Here is a 17,766-nt window from a genome sequence, read left to right on the forward strand (position 1 = left end):
TTTCCTGCCAATGTCCGAAACATGCGTCCTTGTCCTTGATGCCGAGCCGCTGCCCCGGCTCGACCGGCTCCAGGGCCGTGCCCACGTGGTGCACGCCGACGAGAAGTCGCTCGCGAGCCAACTTGAGGCCGCCGATGTGCTGTTGGTCTGGGACTTCTTGTCCGACGCGGTCCGCGACGCCTGGCCCGGCGACGGGCCCAGGCCGCGCTGGGTGCACACCCCGAGCGCCGGTGTCGACCGTCTGCTGCCCGAGCTGGCCGACGGCCGGGACACCGTCATTACGAATGCGCGGGGAGTCTTTGACCAGCCAATTGCCGAATACGTCGCCGGACTCGTGCTGGCCATGGCCAAGGATTTCCGTGGCACCTGGGAATTGCAACGCCAGCGGAGGTGGCGGCACCGGGAGACATTTCGCGTGGGCGGCACCCGCGCGGTGGTGGTCGGTTCGGGCCCCATTGGCCGGGCAATTGGCCGTACGTTGATGGCACTGGGTGTCAATGTGGACCTCGTCGGCCGTACGGCGCGGGACGGCGACCCGGAATTCGGCCGGGTGCACGCCACGGCCGCGCTGGAGGGGTCCGACGGGCTGCTCGGCACGGCGGACTGGGTGGTGTGCGTGGCCCCGCTGACGGAGGAGTCGCGGGGGATGTTCGACGCCGCCGCGTTTGCTCGCATGAAGCCCGGGGCCCACTTCATCAACGTCGGCAGGGGGCAGCACGTCGTCCAGGCCGACCTGGCGGACGCGCTGCTCAAGCACCGCATCAAGGGCGCGGCGCTCGACGTCTTCGACCAGGAGCCGCTCGCCACCGACAGCGGCCTGTGGGACGTGCCGGGGCTGCTGGTCTCCCCCCACATGAGCGGCGACACGGTCGGCTGGCGCGACGATCTCGCGGAGCAGTTCCTCGACAACTTCGACCGGTGGGAGGCGGGCGAGCCGCTGCTCAACGTCGTCGACAAGGACCTCGGCTACGTGCCGACGAACCCCACTTCTCACCGGGAGGCCCCGTGATGTCCGATCTCACCGCGCTCAGTGCGACACAGCTCGTCGAGGGGTACGAGGCGGGGTCCTTCAGCCCCGTCGAGGCGACCCGGGCGGCGCTGGAGCGGGCCGCGGAGGCGGACGCGCGGGTCAACGCCTTCGTGCGGATCGACGCCGAGGAGGCGCTGGAGCAGGCGTCGGCCGCGGCGGGCCGCTGGGAGCGCGGCGAGCCCGCGGGCCCCGTGGACGGGGTGCCGGTCACGGTGAAGGACATCCTGCTCCAGCGCGGCGGCCCCACCTACCGGGGCTCGTGGGCGGTCTCCGACGAGGGCCCGTGGGACGAGGACGCCCCGGCGGTGGCGCGGCTGCGCGAGAGCGGCGCGGTGTTCCTGGGGAAGACCACGACGCCGGAGTTCGGCTGGAAGGGCGTCACGGACAGCCCCCGGCACGGCGCGACGGGCAATCCGTACGACCCGTCCCGTACGGCCGGCGGCTCCAGCGGGGGCAGTTCGGCGGCAGTCGCGCTGGGCGCGGGGCCCCTCTCGCTGGGCACGGACGGCGGGGGCTCGGTGCGGATCCCCGCCTCGTTCTCCGGGATCTTCGCGCTGAAGCCCACCTACGGGCGGGTGCCGATCTACCCGGCGAGCGCCTTCGGCACGCTGGCCCACGTCGGGCCGATGACCCGGGACGCGCGGGACGCGGCGCTGCTGATGGACGTGATCACGGGGCCCGACGCCCGTGACTGGTCGCAGCTCGGTCCGGCCCCGCACAGCTTCCGGGGCGCGCTGGCCGCGGGCGCCGAAGGGGTGCGGGGGCTGCGGATCGCCTTCTCCCCCGACTTCGGCGGCCGGGTGGCCGTCGATCCGGACGTCGCGGCGGCGGTGCGGCGCGCGGTGGCGCTGCTCGCGGAGCTGGGCGCGACGGTCGAGGAGGCGGACCCGGGCTTCGAGGATCCCGTGGAGGCGTTCCACACCCTGTGGTTCAGCGGCGCGGCCCGGGTGACCGAACATTTCAGCCAAGATCAGCGCGAGAGCCTCGACCCGGGCCTCCGGGAGGTCTGCGAGGAGGGCGCCGCGCGCAGCGCGCTGGACTATCTCGCGGCGGTGGACGTCCGGATGGCGCTCGGCAAGCTGATGGGCGCCTTCCACCAGAAGTACGACCTGCTGGTGACGCCCACCATGCCCGGCACCGCCTTCGAGCTGGGCCCCGAGGTGCCCGGGGGCTCGGGGATGAGGCGGTGGACGGAGTGGACCCCGTTCTCGTACCCGTTCAACATGACGCAGCAGCCCGCCTCCTCGGTGCCCTGCGGGGTGGACGGCGCCGGACTGCCGATCGGGGTCCAGCTGGTGGGACCCCGGCACGCGGACGCGCTGGTGCTCGCGGCCTCGCACGCGCTCTTCGAGGCCGGTGTCGCCGCGGAGATGCCGCCCCCGATTTCGGAATGAGGCATTTTCGCGTACAGAAATGAATGAGGGGGCTGCCGCCGAATCCTGATGGAAACGGCGGCGGCCCCCTTATTCTCTTTGCTTACGCCCGGCGGAAGTTCAGCGATTCACCGAGAGCGCCCGCGCGCCAGAGGTCCTGGCACGCTTCCGCCATACGGTCGAGACCGTCGACGATCGTGCCCCAGACAATGCCGGGAACCCAGCCCGCATCGCCGTTGATGAGCAGGTTGTTGCGCTCGTAGAAGAGAGCGAGGTCGACGACCGTGTTGCGCTGCACATGCGCTGCCTGGCCGCCCTGCTGCTCGGCCGCGGCCTCATACCCGTAGGAGGCCGTGCTCAACTGCGTGTCCGTGAAGGTGAAATAGCAGAGGTCACCGGGAATGGGCGTGATGGTGGGGTTCTCCAGCGGCGGCTCCTCGGGCGCGAACGGCGGAATCAGGGTGTAGATCTCGTTACGCGCGTACTTGGCGTGGTAGACGTCGCCGCCGAGCGGCAGCGCGTCCCACACCGCGGCGCAGGTGATCGGGGCCCTGTCGTCGAGGAGCTTTGCCGTGCAGCTCACTCCCCGCTTGTCCAACGACACTTCAATGAAGCGCTCAGCCATCGTGCCTCCGCACACTGGTTGGTCATTTGCCCGTCAATAGTGACGCAAAGGTCAGCCTCAGCACGACCCCGTAAGGGGCCGGATTCGATCCGCATATTCTGAGTGAGTCTGGGTAGCCGCGCGCCCATGGCTCCACCACAAGGGAACAACACCGGAAGTGCCGGAAGAGGTTTCAGCCGACGCCTGCTGCTCGCGGGGGCAGCAAGCGTCGGTGCGGCGGGTGCGCTCGGGGCGACGACTGCTTGCAGCCGTGTGTCCAGTGCTGACACCGGAGACGGGGGCGATCTACTGGAACGACTGAAGGCACAGGGCACCGTCAGGCTGGGGCTTGCCGGTGAACAGCCCTACAGCTACATCGACAAGGACGGGGAGCTGACCGGGAGTTCCCCGGCGATCGCACGGATCATCTTCAAGCGGCTGGGCGTTCCGAACGTGCAGCCGTTCCCCACCGAGTTCAACTCGCTCATCCCGGGTCTGAACTCGCTGCAGTTCGACGTCGTGGCGGCGGGGCTGTACATCATCCCCGAACGCTGCGAGCAAGTGCTGTTCGCCGACCCCGAGTACGAGATGCGGGACGCCTTCATCGTGCGTAAGGGAAATCCCAAGAAATTGCGGACTTACGAGGACATCAAGAAGACCGGCGCCAAGATGGCGACGGGCACCGGATACGCCGAGATCCAGTACGCGGCCGAGGCCGGCATCAAGAAGAGCGACCTCCTCCTGCTGCCCGACCAACTGGCCGGTCTGCTCGCGGTCGAGCAGGGCAGGTGCGATGTCTTCTCGGGCACGGCGGTGACCGTGCGCAACGTCGTCAGGCAGACGAAGAGCACAAAGGCCGAGTTCACCGACGCGTTTATTCCGAAACTTGACGGAAAGCCCGATCTGGGCACCGGCGCCTTCGCGTTCAGGAAGGCCGAGGGGAATCTCAGGGACGCGTTCAACCGTGAGCTGCTCAAGATGAAGAAGAGCGGCGAGCTCTTCCGCGTGATGAAGCAGTTCGGCTTCGTCAAGGAGGAGATGACGACCATGACCGCGAAGGAGCGTTGCAAATGACGGACCTTACAGCGGGTTTGTGGGAACTGCTGCTGAAGGGCGTCTGGGTCACGGTCCAGCTCACGGTCTACAGCGCGCTGCTCGGCGCGGTCGTCGCCATGGTCGTGGGTGTGGCACGGACGAACAGACTCTGGATCGTCCGGTTCCTCTCCGGGCTCTACATGGAGATCTTCCGCGGTTCGTCGGCCCTGGTGCTGATGTTCTGGATGTTCTTCGTGCTCCCGGTCGCCTTCAGCCTCCAGCTCGTGCCCATGTGGGCGGCGGTGCTGGCACTCGGCCTGTCGTACGGCGCGTACGGCTCGGAGATCGTGCGCGGCGCGATCGCCGCCGTGGCGCCCGCGCAGCACGAGGCGGGGATCGCGCTGAGCTTCTCGCCGTGGCAGCGGCTCACCAAGATCACCCTGCCGCAGGCGTGGCCGGAAATGATCCCGCCCGCCAACAACCTGCTCATCGAGCTGCTCAAGGGCACGGCGCTGGTCTCGGTGCTCGGCGTCGGCGACATCGCCTTCGGCGCCTCGCTGGTGCGCAACGCGCTCGGTGAGAGCGCCCCTGTCTACACGATCATCCTGGTCATGTACTTCGTCCTGGCGTTCGCCATCACGCGCGGCATGCGCGCGCTGGAGCGGCAGGCCAAGTCCCGCATCGGCCAGAAACCGGAGAAAGCCGGGGTCATGCGCAAACTCAACGTCCGACAGGCGACCTTGACGTCGTCCTCCTCCCAGGGCGGAGGTGCGGCCTGATGGACTGGGACTGGAACGCAGTCGGCGACTTCATGCCGCGCTTCTGGGACGGCGTGCTCGTCACCCTCCAGGCGCTGGTCCTCGGCTCGCTGATCGCCTTCGCGCTGGGCCTCGTCTGGGCGCTCGCCCAGCGGTCGGAGTTCAAGGCCGTGCGGTGGCCGGTGAACATCGTCACCGAGTTCATCCGCAACACCCCGCTGCTGGTGCAGCTCTTCTTCCTGTACTTCGTGCTGCCCGAGTGGGACATCACCTTCTCGGCGCTGACCACCGGCATCATCGGTCTGGGCCTGCACTACTCGACGTACACCGCCGAGGTGTACCGCGCCGGGATCGACGGCGTGCCCGTCGGCCAGTGGGAGGCGTGCACGGCGCTCAGCCTGCCGCGCACCCGGGTCTGGGGCGCCGTGATCCTCCCCCAGGCGATCCGCCGCGTGGTGCCCGCGCTGGGCAACTACGTCATCGCGATGCTCAAGGACTCGCCGATGCTCGCCACGATCGGCGCGCTGGAAATGCTCGGTGAGGCCCGCCAGTTCAGCGCGGAGACCTTCCAGCCGACCGAGCCGATCACCGTGATCGGCATCGCCTTCATCGTCATCGCCTACCCGGCTTCCCTCCTCACGCGAGCCCTGGAGCGTCGTCTTGTCCGCTGACACCACACCGAACACAGAGCCGAACGACCACACGAACCCGGCGGTCGACGGCAGCGAACTGATCAAGTTCCACAACGTCACGAAGCGGTACGGCAGCAACGTCGTCCTCGACAACCTCTGTTTCGACGTCGCCTCCGGCAAGCACGTGACCCTCATCGGCCCCTCGGGCTCCGGCAAGACCACGATCCTGCGGCTCCTGATGACCCTGGTGACGCCGGACGAGGGCACCATCAAGGTCGCCGGCGAGTACCTCACGCACGAGGAGAAGAACGGCAAGCTCGTCCCCGCGAGCGAGCGGTACAGCCGCGAGGCCCGTAAGAAGATCGGCATGGTCTTCCAGCAGTTCAACCTGTTCCCCAACATGAAGGTGCTGCGGAACATCACCGAGGCGCCCGTGCACGTCCTCGGCCTCCCCAAGGACGAGGCCGAGCAGCGGGCCCGCGAGCTGCTGGAGATGGTCGGGCTGACCGAGCACCTCGACAAGTACCCGACCCAGCTCTCCGGCGGCCAGCAGCAGCGCGTGGCCATCGCCCGCGCGCTGGCCATGCGCCCGCAGATCCTCCTCCTCGACGAGGTCACCTCGGCGCTCGACCCCGAGCTGGTCGCGGGCGTGCTCGACGTGCTGCGGGACATCGCCCACACCACGGACATCACCATGCTCTGCGTCACGCACGAGATGAACTTCGCGCGGGACATCTCGGACGACGTGCTGATGTTCGACGCGGGCCGCGTCATCGAGTCGGGCGCGCCGGAGAAGATCTTCTCCGACCCCGAGCACGAGCGGACGCGGGAATTCCTGAGCGCGGTGCTGTGAGCCCCCGAGCCCGCGCCGACCGGCGCGGGCTCGTCTCCATGGCATATGCCGATAGCAGCAACAGCGCCTTTATGACACACGCTTGGCCGCTATCGTGGTACGTACTGCCGTGACCGCCTGGAGCGGACACGACGCAAACGGTCACAACCTCCAGGGGGACACCGTGGCGCTACTCCAACCTCCGGGGGGCCACTCCCCGGACCCCGGGCGGGAGCCCACCGCCCCGTTCCACTCCGTGCAGTACGCGCTGCGCGTGCTGGAAGCCGTCGCCCGGCGCCGCGACGGGGTGTCCGAGGAGACCCTGTCCCACGAGACGGGCCTGCCCGGCGGCCATCTCGCCCACCTGCTGCTGATGCTGCGCCGCGAGGCGTACGTGGAGCAGCTCTCCGACGGCTCGTACGTGGTGGGTGAGTCCCTCGTCCTGCTCGGCTCGGGCGTGGACCGGAAGCGGGCGCTCCGCGAGCAGCTGCAGCGCACCCTCACCGATCTGCGGGACACGGTCGGCGCCGCCATCTACTTCAGCCGGTACCGCGACGGCGAGCTGGACATCACGCAGTACGCGGACAGCCCCGAGGCCCCGTCCGTGAACGAGTGGGTGGACTTCCGCTCGGCGGTGCACGCCACCGCGATCGGCAAGTGCCTGCTGAGCCAGCTCGACCACGACGGCCGCCTGGACCACCTGGCCCGGCACCGGACGGCCCGGCTCACCTCGCGCACGATCACCGACGAGCGCCTCCTGCTGAACACGCTGGACCGCCAGCCGCCCACGGTCCCCACCCTGGACCTCCAGGAGTACGCGGTGGGCACGGTCTGCGCCGCCGTCCCCGTGACGGCGGGCTCCTCCGTGAGCTGCCTGGCCCTCTCCCTCCCCGTCGAGCAGGCGCACCGGCTGCGCCGCGCCGCCGAGGAGCTGAGCCGGAAGGCGGCGCCCGTGATGCTCTCGCTGTCGCTCTGAGGGCGGCCGGGTCGGCCCCGGGGCGGTCGGCAGCACCCCTCGGAAGGGGGTAGTATTTCTTCTCGTCAGCCGGAAACGGCCGACACAGGCGCCGTTAGCTCAGTTGGTTAGAGCAGCTGACTCTTAATCAGCGGGTCCGGGGTTCGAGTCCCTGACGGCGTACCGGCCGAAGGCCCCTCGCGAGAGCGAGGGGCCTTCGTCGTGTCCGGGTCCCCAGAGGCCGGGTCCCTCGCGTTCAGCGCCCCAGCAGCTCCTCCCGCCCGTGCTCCCGGTACCGGGCGAGCAGCTTCGCGACGTCCTCCGCCGTCAGCCTCCGGTACGCGGCGCCCCGCGCGGGCGACCACCACACCTCCCCCTCCCCGTGCCTGAAGCCCTCCCTGCGCAGCTCAGCGCGCCGGATCTTGTTCGTGGCCGTGACCGGCATCCGCGCCAGGACGCGCACGAAGCGGGGCGCCGCCTTGGTGGACAGGTCGGACTGGGCCGCGAGGAAGTCCGCGAAGGCGTCCGGCGCGAAGTCCCCGGGCCCGTCCAGCGCGAGCGCGGCCATGACCTGGTCCCCCGAGACCGGGTCGGGGACCGCGTAGACGGCGGCGGAACGGGCGGCGGGGAAGCGGGCGAGGATGTTCTCGACGACGGCCGCCGCCAGGTTCTCCCCGTCGACGCGCAGCCTGTCGTCGGCCCGTCCGGCGAAGTGGAACCAGCCGTCCCCGTCGCGGAAGAAGAGGTCCCCCGTCCAGTACCAGCCCGCGCGGGTACGGGCGGCCGCCGCCTCCTCGTTCTTCCAGTACCCCTCGAAGAGCGTGCGGCCCCGGTTGACCAGCTCGCCGACGGCCTCGCCGGGGTTGAGGAGACGGCCCCCGGTGTCCAGCCGGGCGCGCGGCCGTTCCTCCCCGGTCTCCGGGTCCACGACCGCGAGGTCCTCGCCGGGGCCCGGGCGGCCGACGGCGCCGGGGGGCGCGTCGTCGGAGTGCCGCAGCGCGGCGCCGCCCTCGGACGAGCCGTACCCCTCGACCAGCCGGACCCCGAACCGGGCGGCGAAGCGCCCGGCGTCCACGGGACCTGCCTCGGTGCCGAAGCCGAGGCGGAGCGGGTTGTCGGCGTCGTCGGGGCGCGCGGGGGTGTCGAGCAGGTACTGCACGGCGCGGCCGACATAGGTGAAGTAGGTCGCGCCGTACGTCCGTACGTCCGGGAGGAAGCCGGAGGCGGAGAAGCGGCGGCGCAGCGCGACCCCGGCGCCGCCCGCGAGGGCCGGGGCCCAGCCCGCGATCACGGCGTTGCCGTGGAACATCGGCATGCACAGGTAGTGGACGTCGTCGTCCCCCGTGCCGAACTGCCGGGCCAGCGCCTGCCCGGCGGCGGCCAGCCGCCCCTGGCTGACGATCACGGCCTTGGGCGCGCCCGTCGAGCCGGAGGTGAACGTCAGCAGCATCCGCCGCCCCGGGTCCGGCGGGCGTACGACCGCGTCGCCGGGCTCCGCCCCCTCGTACGGGGCGAGGAGCGCGGCGTACGCGGGCTCGTCGGTGACCAGGGTGCGGAGGGTGAGCGGGGGCAGGCCGTCGAGGAGGGGCAGGTGGGCGCGCTCCGTCACGAGCAGCGCGCACTCGGTGTGGCCGAGGTCTCGGGCCAGCTCGGCACCCCGGCGGGTGGGGTTGAGGCCCACCGCCGTGGCCCCGGTGAGGGCCGCGGCGGCGAGCCAGAGCGGGTACTCGGCGGTGTTGTCGAGCAGCAGCCCGACGTGGGGCTCGGCGCCGCGCGGCAGCAGGTCGGCCAGGAGCGCGGCCCGCGCGGCGGCACCGGCCGCGGCGGCGTGGTGGCTGAGGTCCGCGTGCGGCTCGCGGCAGCGGAGCCCGCCCGCGCGGTGGTCGCCCCACCGGGCACGGACGAGTTCGGCGATCGTACGGGCGTCGGCTCGGGCGCCCCCTGGGGAACGGCTCGCGCTCATGGCCGCGCACGATAGCTGACGTGGCGTCAGATCGGCAGGGACAGGTCGGGTTCCCTCCGCCGCATCGAGCCGATGAGCAGCAGGACGACCCCGGCGACGGCCCAGATGGAGAGCACCAGCATCGGGGAGGCCAGGGCGTTGCCGGAGAAGTAGACGGTGTTGCGGACGGCCGTGGTGCCCGCGCCCGCCGGGAGCCAGTCGCCGATGGCGCGCCAGAAGGGCGGGATGAGCTGCTTCTGGAAGGCGCCGCCCGCGCTGGGGTTGCCGAGCACCACGAAGATCACGACGGCGATGCCGATGCCGACCACCCCGAAGAACGCCTCCAGCGCCATCGTCACGGCCGCGGTGCCGAAGACGGTCAGGGCGCCGATCCACCATAGGGCCATGAAGTGCCCGTCGAGCGCGTGCAGCACGGGTCCGACGATGATCGCGGCGCCCAGCCCGGAGACCACCGAGTAGACGGCCACCCCCGCGAGCCGGAGGCCCGCCAGACCGGGGCGGGCCGGGCGGGTGCCGATGCTGACGCCGAGCAGCGAGGCCACCAGATAGCCGCCGACCAGCCAGCCGACGACGAGATAGAAGGCGGTCAGGCTGTTGTAGTCCTCGTCCCCCGAGGGCGAGATGTCCTCGACCTTCAGCTTGCGGTCCTGGTCGGCCGCGACCTTCTTGCCGACCTGCTTCACGGCCTCGGTGACCGGGCCCCCGCCGCCGGAGGCGACGAGCAGCGTGTCCTCGTCGCCCTTCGGGTTCATCACGTACGCGCCCTGCGCGTCGCGGTCCATGATCCGGGCGCGCGCGGCGCTCTCGTCCTTGACGGCGGTCACCTCGACGGGGCGCCCGGGGAGCGCGTCGATCCGCTGCGCGACCTTCTCGGGGGCGACGACGGCGAGCGGGACGCGCTGCGGGTCGGGGTGGTGGAACGCGCCGATGTAGGAGAGAAGGAAGCCCAGTTGGACGAGGAGCACACCGGCCACGAGGGCGACGACGCCGGGGGTGAGCGTGGCCCGCAGCCCGGCGTCAGGGGAGGAGTAACGCATGGAGTTTCCCTTGTGAGTGATTTTTTCCATGCATACCGCATTGCCCGCTTCCTCCCACCTCGGAGCGGCGAGGGAAGGTGAAGTTCCCCTTGCATTGGTCTGGACATGACCGTTCGGACGCCACTAGATTCGCGCCTGGTCTAGACCGCAGAACCCACCAGAACCGAGCAGTGCGCACTCCGATCCCACGATCGGTCCCCCCCACGATCCACCTGGAGCGAGCATGCGTAAGAGGATCGCCGCGGCCGCAGTCGGACTCTGTGCCGGCGGTGCGGCCATGCTGTTCACCGGCGGCTCCGCGCAGGGCCACGGCTACAGCCAGGACCCGATGAGCCGTCAGGCGTACTGCGCCAGCGGCGAGGCCAAGGACTGCGGCCCCATCCAGCACGAGCCGCAGAGCGTCGAGGGCCCCAAGGGCTTCCCGGAGAAGGGCCCCAAGGACGGCCTGATCTGCGCGGGCGGCAACGAGGGCTTCAAGCAGCTCGACGAGCCGCGCGACGGGAAGTGGCCCAGCACCAAGCTCAACGCGGGCGGGAACTTCACGTTCAAGTGGAACCTGACCGCAAGGCACTCGACCACGGACTTCTCGTACTACGTCACCAAGGACGGCTGGGACCCGAGCAAGCCGCTCACCCGGGCCGACCTGGAGTCCAAGCCGTTCCTGACGGTCCCGATGGACGGCAAGCAGCCGCCCGCCGAGTGGACCGCCGACGGCAAGCTTCCGGAGGGCAAGAAGGGCAAGCACGTCATCCTCGGCGTGTGGACCATCGCCGACACGGCCAACGCGTTCTACTCCTGCGCCGACGTCGAGTTCTGAGCCACCTCTCCGCCCCCACCCGGGAGGGCCGGTCCACGCACCGCGTGACCGGCCCTCTCGCGCGGGTGTCGGCCCGTACGCGTGTGCCATAGCGAGGACCGTCCTGATCGGCGAGACTCACCTCATGTCCGCCGCACCCCTCTCGCGCAGGGCGCTGGGCCGCGCCGTCCTCGCCCGCCAACTCCTCGCCGAGCGCGCGACGATGACCGTCCTGGAGGCGGTCGAGCACCTCGTCGGCCTCCAGGCCCAGGCTCCCAAACCGCCCTATTTCGGCCTCTGGTCACGGCTCGCCGGCTTCGACCCCGAAGAGCTGTCCCGGCTGCTCCAGGAGCGCGAGGTGGTCCGGATCGGCGTGATGCGCGGGACCGTGCACCTGATCAGCGCCCGGGACGCCGTCCAGCTCAGACCCCTCACCCAGCCGGTGTACGAGCGGGGGCTGCGCTCCAGCAGGCACGGCAAGGCCCTCGGCGGCCTCGATCCCCGGAAGGTCACCGACGCGGCGCGGGAGCTGCTCGCCCAGGGACCCCGCACCCCGAAGGAGCTGGCCGCCGGGCTCGGCCCGCGCTGGCCGGAGATCGACCCCGACGAGCTGTCCATGACGGCGCGCTATCTGCTCCCCCTCGTCCAGCTTCCGCCGCGCGGACTGTGGGGGCGCTCGGGAGGCCCCGTGCTCGACACCGCGGAGTCCTGGCTCGGGCGCCCGCTCGCGGTCGAGCCCTGCGTCGAGACCGTCGTGCTGCGCTATCTCGCCGCGTTCGGCCCGGCCTCCGTGCGCGACGCCCAGACCTGGTCGGGGCTCACCCGGCTGAGCGAGGTCCTGGAGCGGCTCCGCCCGCAGCTCCGGGTCTTCCGCGACGAGGGCGGCACCGAGCTGTTCGACCTGCCCGACGCGCCCCGCCCCGCCCCCGACACCCCGCTCCCGGCCCGCTTCATCGCCGAGTACGACAACCTGGTCCTCTCCCACGCCGACCGCACCCGCCTCATGGACGAGGAGGTCCGCGCCTCCCTCGCCAGCCGGAACGGCCAGGTGCCCGGCACCGTGCTGCTGGACGGCAGGGTCCGCGGCACCTGGAAGGCGGACACGTCGAGGAAGACCTCGGCCCGCCTGACCGTCACCACCTTCGGCCCGCTCTCGAAGCGGGAGCAGGCCGAACTGGAGGAGGAGGGCGAGCACCTGCTCCGCTTCACGGCAGGCGACGACCGCCCCCGCACGGTGGTCTTCGAGGAGACCCCGTGAGGCCGCCCCGAGAAGGCACTTCAGGGGCGCCCCGAGGAGGCGCTCCAGGGGCGCCCCGAAGGGGCGTCTCAGGGGCGCGGGGAACTGCGCGACCAGCCACAACGCACCCGCAGGCCGCAGCGCACGGCAAGGGGCACCCCGGCACCGCACGCGGAAAGAGCAGCGGAAAGAGCAAAGGATGACCCAGCGCAGAGCCCAATCGCTGCAGGAGCAGATCAAGAGGCTGATCATCGACCGGCGGCTCCCGAGCGGCGCACCGTTGCCCACTGAGACCGACCTCATGGAGCTGCTCGGCGCGAGCCGCAATTCCGTCCGCGAGGCACTCAAGGCGCTCCAGGCGATGGGCATCGTCGAGATCCGCCACGGTTTCGGTACGTACGTCGGCGCGATGTCCATGGCGCCGATGACCGAAGGCCTCTCCTTCCGCACGGTCGCCGGGCACTACCGGGGCGAGGACAGCCTGCTGCAGCTGCTGGAGCTGCGCGAAGCGATAGAGACCGGCCTGGTCGCGCGGCTCGTCGGCGACGGCACGGGCGGCGGCCCCGGCGGCGGTCCCGGGCCCGGCGAGCTGGCGGAGCTGGAGAGGCTGGTCGCGCGGATGCGCGAGGAGGCGGAGGCCGGGGGCGTCCACGCCGGTACGGACCGGGCCTTTCACGCCGCCCTCTACAGCGGACTGGGGAACTCGCTGCTCAGCGAGGTGCTGGACGCCTTCTGGGACGCCTTCCACCGCGTCCGTACCGACCTCGCCGACCTCCACCAGGACCCCATGGTCACCTGGCGCCAGCACGCCGACATCCTCACGGCCGTACGGGAAGGGGACACGCTGCGCGCGGAGAGCGCGGTGCGGGCCCACTTCGGGAACATCCGCGCGCGTCTACGCTCCACGCTCCCCGAGCAGCCCGTCTCCGATGACTCATCCGTCACACAGAAAACAGCCATACCGCCACAACAGTGCTGAACCGCCACTTTCGCCCTTGCGATCAAGTGCCGAGTCGGGGAACCTAACGTGGGGTCACTGGTCTGTGCACGAGTCGAAGACGCCCAGGTGAGAGCCGAATTGCGGCAAGTGTGAGAGCTCACCGCGGGGGCGCCGCGCCGTGCGGAAACCGTGACCTCCATCATGGAACCGGAAGATGGCCCGCCGAAGTCTCAGCACCCGGCGGCCGAAGCATGCCGCGCCCGAGTCGAGGGGGCCGAGGACGCGGGTCAGCACGAGGTCACGCGGTGAGACCGCCGCGTGCGGGGGGATGGGACATACATGACGTCGACGCCGCCGACGGGTGGCCGGCAGCCTGAGCCACAGCAGCCGCCCGGGCAGGACCCGACGCAGACGGCGCAGTTGCGCATCCCGCGCCAGCACCGGCAGCGCAACACGAACGGCCGGGGCATGCGCTGGAGCAAGAAGGCCCTCCCCCGGTACGACTACGAGCACTACAGCCGCCTCGCCGGTCCGCTCTCGCAGCCGGACCCGAGCAGGCCCTACCGCGTGCAGTTCCGCAGCCTGCTCTCCGACGAACCGCACCGGTTCCGCGCGGGGTTCCTGCTGGTCCTCGCGCCGATCCTGTCCGCGGGTCTGCTGGTGTGGCTGATGCAGCCCCAGCACTGGACCAAGCGCGACTCGGGCGAGGTCTCCGACCTGGTCCTGAAGCTGGACATCGTGATGCTCGTGGCCATCGGCCTCATCGAGCTGTTCCGCACGATGAACGTGATATCCAACTCGCACGCGACGCTCGTCGCGCGCGATCCGATACCCGTGGTGCCCGAAGCCGGCACCCGCGTCGCGTTCCTCACCTCGTTCGTGCCCGGCAAGGAGCCGATCGAGATGGTCACCAAGACCCTTGAGGCGGCCGTCAAGATCAGACACCGCGGCACGATGCACGTCTGGCTCCTCGACGAGGGCGACGATCCCGATGTGAAGGCCGTCTGCCAGCGCCTGGGCGTGTATCACTTCTCCCGCAAGGGCGTCGCCCACTGGAACACCAAGAAGGGCGCGTTCCGGGCCAAGACCAAGCACGGGAACTACAACTCCTGGCTCGACGCCCACGGCGACAACTACGACTTCTTCGCCGGTGTCGACACCGACCACGTCCCGCTCCCCAACTACCTGGAGCGGATGCTCGGCTACTTCCGCGACCCGGACGTCGGCTTCGTCATCGGCCCGCAGGTCTACGGGAACTACGACAACTTCGTCACCAAGGCGGCCGAGTCCCAGCAGTTCCTCTTCCACGCGCTCATCCAGCGCGCGGGCAACCGCTACGACGCGCCGATGTTCGTCGGCACCAGCAACGCCGTCCGCATCAAGGCGATCAAGGGCATCGGCGGCCTGTACGACTCCATCACGGAGGACATGGCCACCGGCTTCGAGATGCACCGCGCCCGGAACCCCGAGACCGGTCAGAAGTGGCGCTCGGTCTACACCCCGGACGTGCTCGCGGTCGGCGAGGGCCCCAACGCCTGGACCGACTTCTTCACCCAGCAGCTCCGCTGGTCGCGCGGCACCTACGAGACCATCCTCAAGCAGTTCTGGCGCGGCATCGGCACCATGCCGCTCGGGAAGCTCTTCAACTACACGATGTTGATGATCTTCTACCCGATCTCGGCCATGAACTGGATCCTGGCCGCGCTGTCCTGCGCGCTCTTCCTCGGTATGGGCGCCTCCGGCGTCCAGATCGACCCGACCATCTGGATGGCGCTGTACGGCAACGCCTCCGCCCTCCAGATCGGCCTCTACATCTGGAACCGACGGCACAACGTCTCCCCCCACGAGCCCGAGGGCTCCGGTGGTCTGGCGGGCATGCTGATGTCCGCGCTGTCCGCCCCGATCTACGCGCGCTCTCTGTTCGACACCGTGCTGCGCCGCAAGAGCAAGTTCGTGGTCACCCCCAAGGGCAACTCAGCCAGCCCGGACACGCTCTTCGGCACCTTCCGCGTCCATCTTTTCTTCATCATGATCTTCGGTGGTTCGTTCGTCGGCTCGCTCTATCTGGGCCACGACCACCCGGCGATGCTCACCTGGGCCGCGCTCGCGCTGCTCATCACGGCAGCGCCGATCATCGGATGGCGCTTCACCGTCCGCGCGGAGAAGAAGAAGCGCAAGCAGCAGAGGAAACGTGGTTCCTCGCAGGAGCCTCCGGCCGGCGGGCCGGACGGCGGTACGCCGCCGGGTGGACCCCAGTCCGGGCAGGGCCCGAGCTGGGCCGCCTCTCCTGACGAGACCATGCAGATCGCCCTTGGGGGACGCAAGCAATGAACAACCGGCCTAACCGCCGATACCGGCCGAGCAAGCGGGCGCAGCGCATCACCATCGGCACCGTGGTCGTGCTCGCCATCGCGGGGTTCAACGGACCCGCCCTGTACGGTTTCGCCTCGGAGAAGTATCACAACTACAAGATCAACCAGCCCGAGTACAAGGCCGACAAGGGCCACTGGCAGTACGTGGACGTGCCGGAGAAGTACAAGATCAACACGATCCACGCGGCGCTGCTCAACACCGGCAAGGTGCTGCTCGTCGCGGGCTCGGGCAACAACGCGAAGAACTTCGACGCCAAGTCCTTCCGCACCGTGCTGTGGGACCCGGTCAAGAACTCGTTCAAGAACATCCCGACGCCCAACGACCTCTTCTGCTCCGGCCACAACCAGCTCCCCGACGGGAAGCTGCTGGTCGCGGGCGGCACCCAGAGATACGAGACGCTCAAGGGTGACGTGAAGAAGGCCGGCGGCCTGATGTTCCTCTACAACGAGAGCCCCGACAAGGCGAAGACCATCAAGAAGGGCACCCGCTTCACGGGGCGGGAGAACGGCAAGACCTTCGTCGCGCAGAACAACACGATCATTCCGCGCGCCAAGAAGAAGATCGACCCGGCCACCGGCAAGGCCAAGGTCACCGCGAGCCTCGCCCGCGTCTACTCCGAGGCGGAGAAGAAGGGCCGCAAGTACTCGACGGGGTCCCAGGACCAGTACCGGGTCAGCGGCCTGAAGGGCGCCGAGAAGAAGAACATCTACGGCATCGCCCAGAAGATGTCCTTCGACAAGAAGGACTTCCAGGGCATCAAGGACTCCTACGAGTTCGACCCGGTCGCCGAGCGCTACGTCACCGTCGACCCGATGCACGAGGCCCGCTGGTACCCGACGCAGGTCACCCTCCAGGACGGCCGCGTGCTGACCGTCTCGGGGCTCGACGACATCGGCCAGGTCGTGCCGGGCAAGAACGAGATCTACAACCCGCAGACCAAGAAGTGGAACTACCTCCCGAAGACCCGCTTCTTCCCGACCTACCCGGGCCTGCACCTCATAGGTGAGAACCGGATCTTCTACAGCGGTACGACCGCCGGATACGGCCCCGACAACAAGGGCCGCGTCCCCGGCATCTGGAACATCGAGTCGAACAAGTTCACCAAGATCCCGGGCATGGGTGACCCGGACACCTTGGAGACCTCGATGTCCGTGCCGCTCCCGCCGACCCAGTCCCGGAAGTACATGGTCCAGGGCGGCGGCGGCGTGGGCGAGTCGCCCAAGAGCTCCGACAAGACGCGGATCGTGGACCTCAAGGAAGGCTCCCCGCGCTTCCACGACGGCCCGAAGCTCTATGAGAAGGTCCGCTACCCGTCCAGCGTGATCCTGCCGGACGACACGGTGCTCACCACCAACGGCTCCGGCCAGTACCGCGGCAAGAGCGACAGCAACGTCCTCAAGGCCGCGATCTATGACCCGAAGAAGAACGCCTACAAGGAAGCGGCGGAGCCGCTCGTCGGCCGCAACTACCACTCCGGTGGTCTGCTGCTGCCCGACGGCCGCGTGATGACCTTCGGTTCGGACTCGCTCTACTCGGACAAGGCCAACACCAAGCCGGGCAAGTTCGACCAGCGCATCGAGATCTACACCCCGCCCTACCTCAACAAGGAGGGCAAGAAGCAGCCCGACCTCCAGGACGTCGGCAAGAGCCGCAAGACGCTCTCGCTGGGCGACAAGGTCTCCTTCAAGAGCAAGGACGCCAAGAAGGTCGAGAAGCTGCGCCTGGTGCGCCCGGGCTCCTTCACCCACGTCACCAACGTCGAGCAGTCGTCGGTGGCGCTGAAGATGAAGAAGGGCGCCGACGGCACGATGTCGACGGCCATCCCGGACGACCCGTCGCTGGTCACCCCGGGCTGGTGGATGGTCTACGCGATCGACAAGGACGGCATCCCGTCCAAGGCCAAGTGGCTCAAGGTCAACGTCGACGCGAACGCCCAGCACACCACCACCACGACGGGCGACCCGATCGTGAACCCGAAGAACTGACCGTGGACAGCTGAGCGAAGGCATACGAGAGGGGGGGGGGGGGGGGGGGGGGGGCCCCCCCCCCCCGGGGGGGGGTGTTGGGGGGGGGGGGGGGGGGGGGGGGGGGGGGGGCCCCGCCCCCCGCGCCCCCCCCCCCCCCCCGGGCCCCCCCGGCCCCCCCCCCCCCCCCCACCGCCCCCCCCCCCCCCCCCGCCACCGGGCAGACGGGACTTTGAA

General features: G+C 69.8%; 15 protein-coding genes and 1 tRNA gene. 13 read left to right on the forward strand and 3 right to left on the reverse strand.

Annotated elements, in window-relative coordinates:
* The first annotated feature begins 10 nt into the window (after window positions 1–10).
* Both ACGF3A_RS31710 and ACGF3A_RS31715 read left to right on the forward strand, forming a co-directional pair.
* Window positions 11–1,009: a D-2-hydroxyacid dehydrogenase gene (locus ACGF3A_RS31710; protein WP_393733819.1), complete on the forward strand. Its 999-nt coding sequence runs from the start codon at window positions 11–13 to the stop codon at window positions 1,007–1,009.
* Window positions 1,009–2,424, forward strand: a complete 1,416-nt coding sequence (locus tag ACGF3A_RS31715) for an amidase (RefSeq protein WP_393733820.1) — start codon at window positions 1,009–1,011, stop codon at window positions 2,422–2,424. The genes ACGF3A_RS31710 and ACGF3A_RS31715 overlap by 1 nt, the downstream gene beginning before the upstream one ends.
* 82 nt (window positions 2,425–2,506) lie before the next feature.
* On the opposite strand, the gene ACGF3A_RS31720 is transcribed toward ACGF3A_RS31715, so the two are convergent.
* The gene (locus ACGF3A_RS31720) at window positions 2,507–3,028 is read right to left on the reverse strand and encodes a DUF3830 family protein (RefSeq protein ID WP_393733821.1); all 522 of its coding nucleotides are present in this window, start codon (window positions 3,026–3,028) and stop codon (window positions 2,507–2,509) included.
* Window positions 3,029–3,154: 126 nt separating this feature from the next.
* On the opposite strand from ACGF3A_RS31720, the gene ehuB reads away from it, so the two are divergent.
* The 6 genes from ehuB (at window position 3,155) to ACGF3A_RS31750 (ending at window position 7,402) form a co-directional block, all read left to right on the forward strand.
* Entirely contained in the window at window positions 3,155–4,081 is a 927-nt protein-coding gene (ehuB, locus tag ACGF3A_RS31725; RefSeq protein ID WP_393733822.1) for an ectoine/hydroxyectoine ABC transporter substrate-binding protein EhuB, read from the forward strand.
* Window positions 4,078–4,821 carry an ectoine/hydroxyectoine ABC transporter permease subunit EhuC gene (gene ehuC / locus ACGF3A_RS31730; RefSeq protein WP_393733823.1) on the forward strand — a complete coding sequence of 248 codons (744 nt, stop codon included), beginning with the start codon at window positions 4,078–4,080 and terminating at the stop codon, window positions 4,819–4,821. Before ehuB ends, ehuC begins: the two co-directional genes overlap by 4 nt.
* On the forward strand, window positions 4,821–5,471 hold the full coding sequence (gene ehuD / locus ACGF3A_RS31735; RefSeq protein ID WP_393733824.1) for an ectoine/hydroxyectoine ABC transporter permease subunit EhuD: 651 nt from the start codon (window positions 4,821–4,823) through the stop codon (window positions 5,469–5,471). Before ehuC ends, ehuD begins: the two co-directional genes overlap by 1 nt.
* On the forward strand, window positions 5,461–6,285 hold the full coding sequence (ehuA, locus tag ACGF3A_RS31740) for an ectoine/hydroxyectoine ABC transporter ATP-binding protein EhuA (RefSeq protein WP_393733825.1): 825 nt from the start codon (window positions 5,461–5,463) through the stop codon (window positions 6,283–6,285). The genes ehuD and ehuA overlap by 11 nt, the downstream gene beginning before the upstream one ends.
* A gap of 163 nt (window positions 6,286–6,448) precedes the next feature.
* The gene (locus ACGF3A_RS31745) at window positions 6,449–7,240 is read left to right on the forward strand and encodes an IclR family transcriptional regulator (protein ID WP_393733826.1); all 792 of its coding nucleotides are present in this window, start codon (window positions 6,449–6,451) and stop codon (window positions 7,238–7,240) included.
* A gap of 88 nt (window positions 7,241–7,328) precedes the next feature.
* A tRNA-Lys gene (locus tag ACGF3A_RS31750) sits at window positions 7,329–7,402 on the forward strand.
* Between the two features lie 73 nt (window positions 7,403–7,475).
* On the opposite strand, the gene ACGF3A_RS31755 is transcribed toward ACGF3A_RS31750, so the two are convergent.
* Together ACGF3A_RS31755 and ACGF3A_RS31760 are read right to left on the reverse strand one after the other, a co-directional pair.
* Window positions 7,476–9,182, reverse strand: coding sequence for an AMP-binding protein (locus tag ACGF3A_RS31755; protein WP_393733827.1), 1,707 nt, complete (start codon window positions 9,180–9,182; stop codon window positions 7,476–7,478).
* A gap of 26 nt (window positions 9,183–9,208) precedes the next feature.
* Window positions 9,209–10,219 carry a DUF3533 domain-containing protein gene (locus ACGF3A_RS31760; RefSeq protein ID WP_393733829.1) on the reverse strand — a complete coding sequence of 337 codons (1,011 nt, stop codon included), beginning with the start codon at window positions 10,217–10,219 and terminating at the stop codon, window positions 9,209–9,211.
* Between the two features lie 223 nt (window positions 10,220–10,442).
* Here ACGF3A_RS31760 and ACGF3A_RS31765 point away from each other — a divergent pair, with 223 nt between their 5' ends.
* The 5 genes from ACGF3A_RS31765 (at window position 10,443) to ACGF3A_RS31785 (ending at window position 17,550) form a co-directional block, all read left to right on the forward strand.
* Complete coding sequence (locus ACGF3A_RS31765; protein WP_393733830.1) at window positions 10,443–11,036, forward strand: lytic polysaccharide monooxygenase; 594 nt, start codon at window positions 10,443–10,445, stop codon at window positions 11,034–11,036.
* 124 nt (window positions 11,037–11,160) lie between these two features.
* Window positions 11,161–12,273: a winged helix DNA-binding domain-containing protein gene (locus ACGF3A_RS31770; protein WP_393733831.1), complete on the forward strand. Its 1,113-nt coding sequence runs from the start codon at window positions 11,161–11,163 to the stop codon at window positions 12,271–12,273.
* A 178-nt stretch (window positions 12,274–12,451) separates the two neighbouring features.
* Window positions 12,452–13,231, forward strand: coding sequence for a FadR/GntR family transcriptional regulator (locus ACGF3A_RS31775; RefSeq protein ID WP_393733832.1), 780 nt, complete (start codon window positions 12,452–12,454; stop codon window positions 13,229–13,231).
* A 300-nt stretch (window positions 13,232–13,531) separates the two neighbouring features.
* Window positions 13,532–15,523: a glycosyltransferase family 2 protein gene (locus ACGF3A_RS31780; RefSeq protein ID WP_393733833.1), complete on the forward strand. Its 1,992-nt coding sequence runs from the start codon at window positions 13,532–13,534 to the stop codon at window positions 15,521–15,523.
* On the forward strand, window positions 15,520–17,550 hold the full coding sequence (locus ACGF3A_RS31785) for a galactose oxidase-like domain-containing protein (protein ID WP_393733834.1): 2,031 nt from the start codon (window positions 15,520–15,522) through the stop codon (window positions 17,548–17,550). Before ACGF3A_RS31780 ends, ACGF3A_RS31785 begins: the two co-directional genes overlap by 4 nt.
* The last annotated feature ends 216 nt before the right edge of the window (window positions 17,551–17,766 follow it).

Source organism: Streptomyces sp. NPDC048172 (genome assembly GCF_043202595.1).
GTDB lineage: Bacteria > Actinomycetota > Actinomycetes > Streptomycetales > Streptomycetaceae > Streptomyces.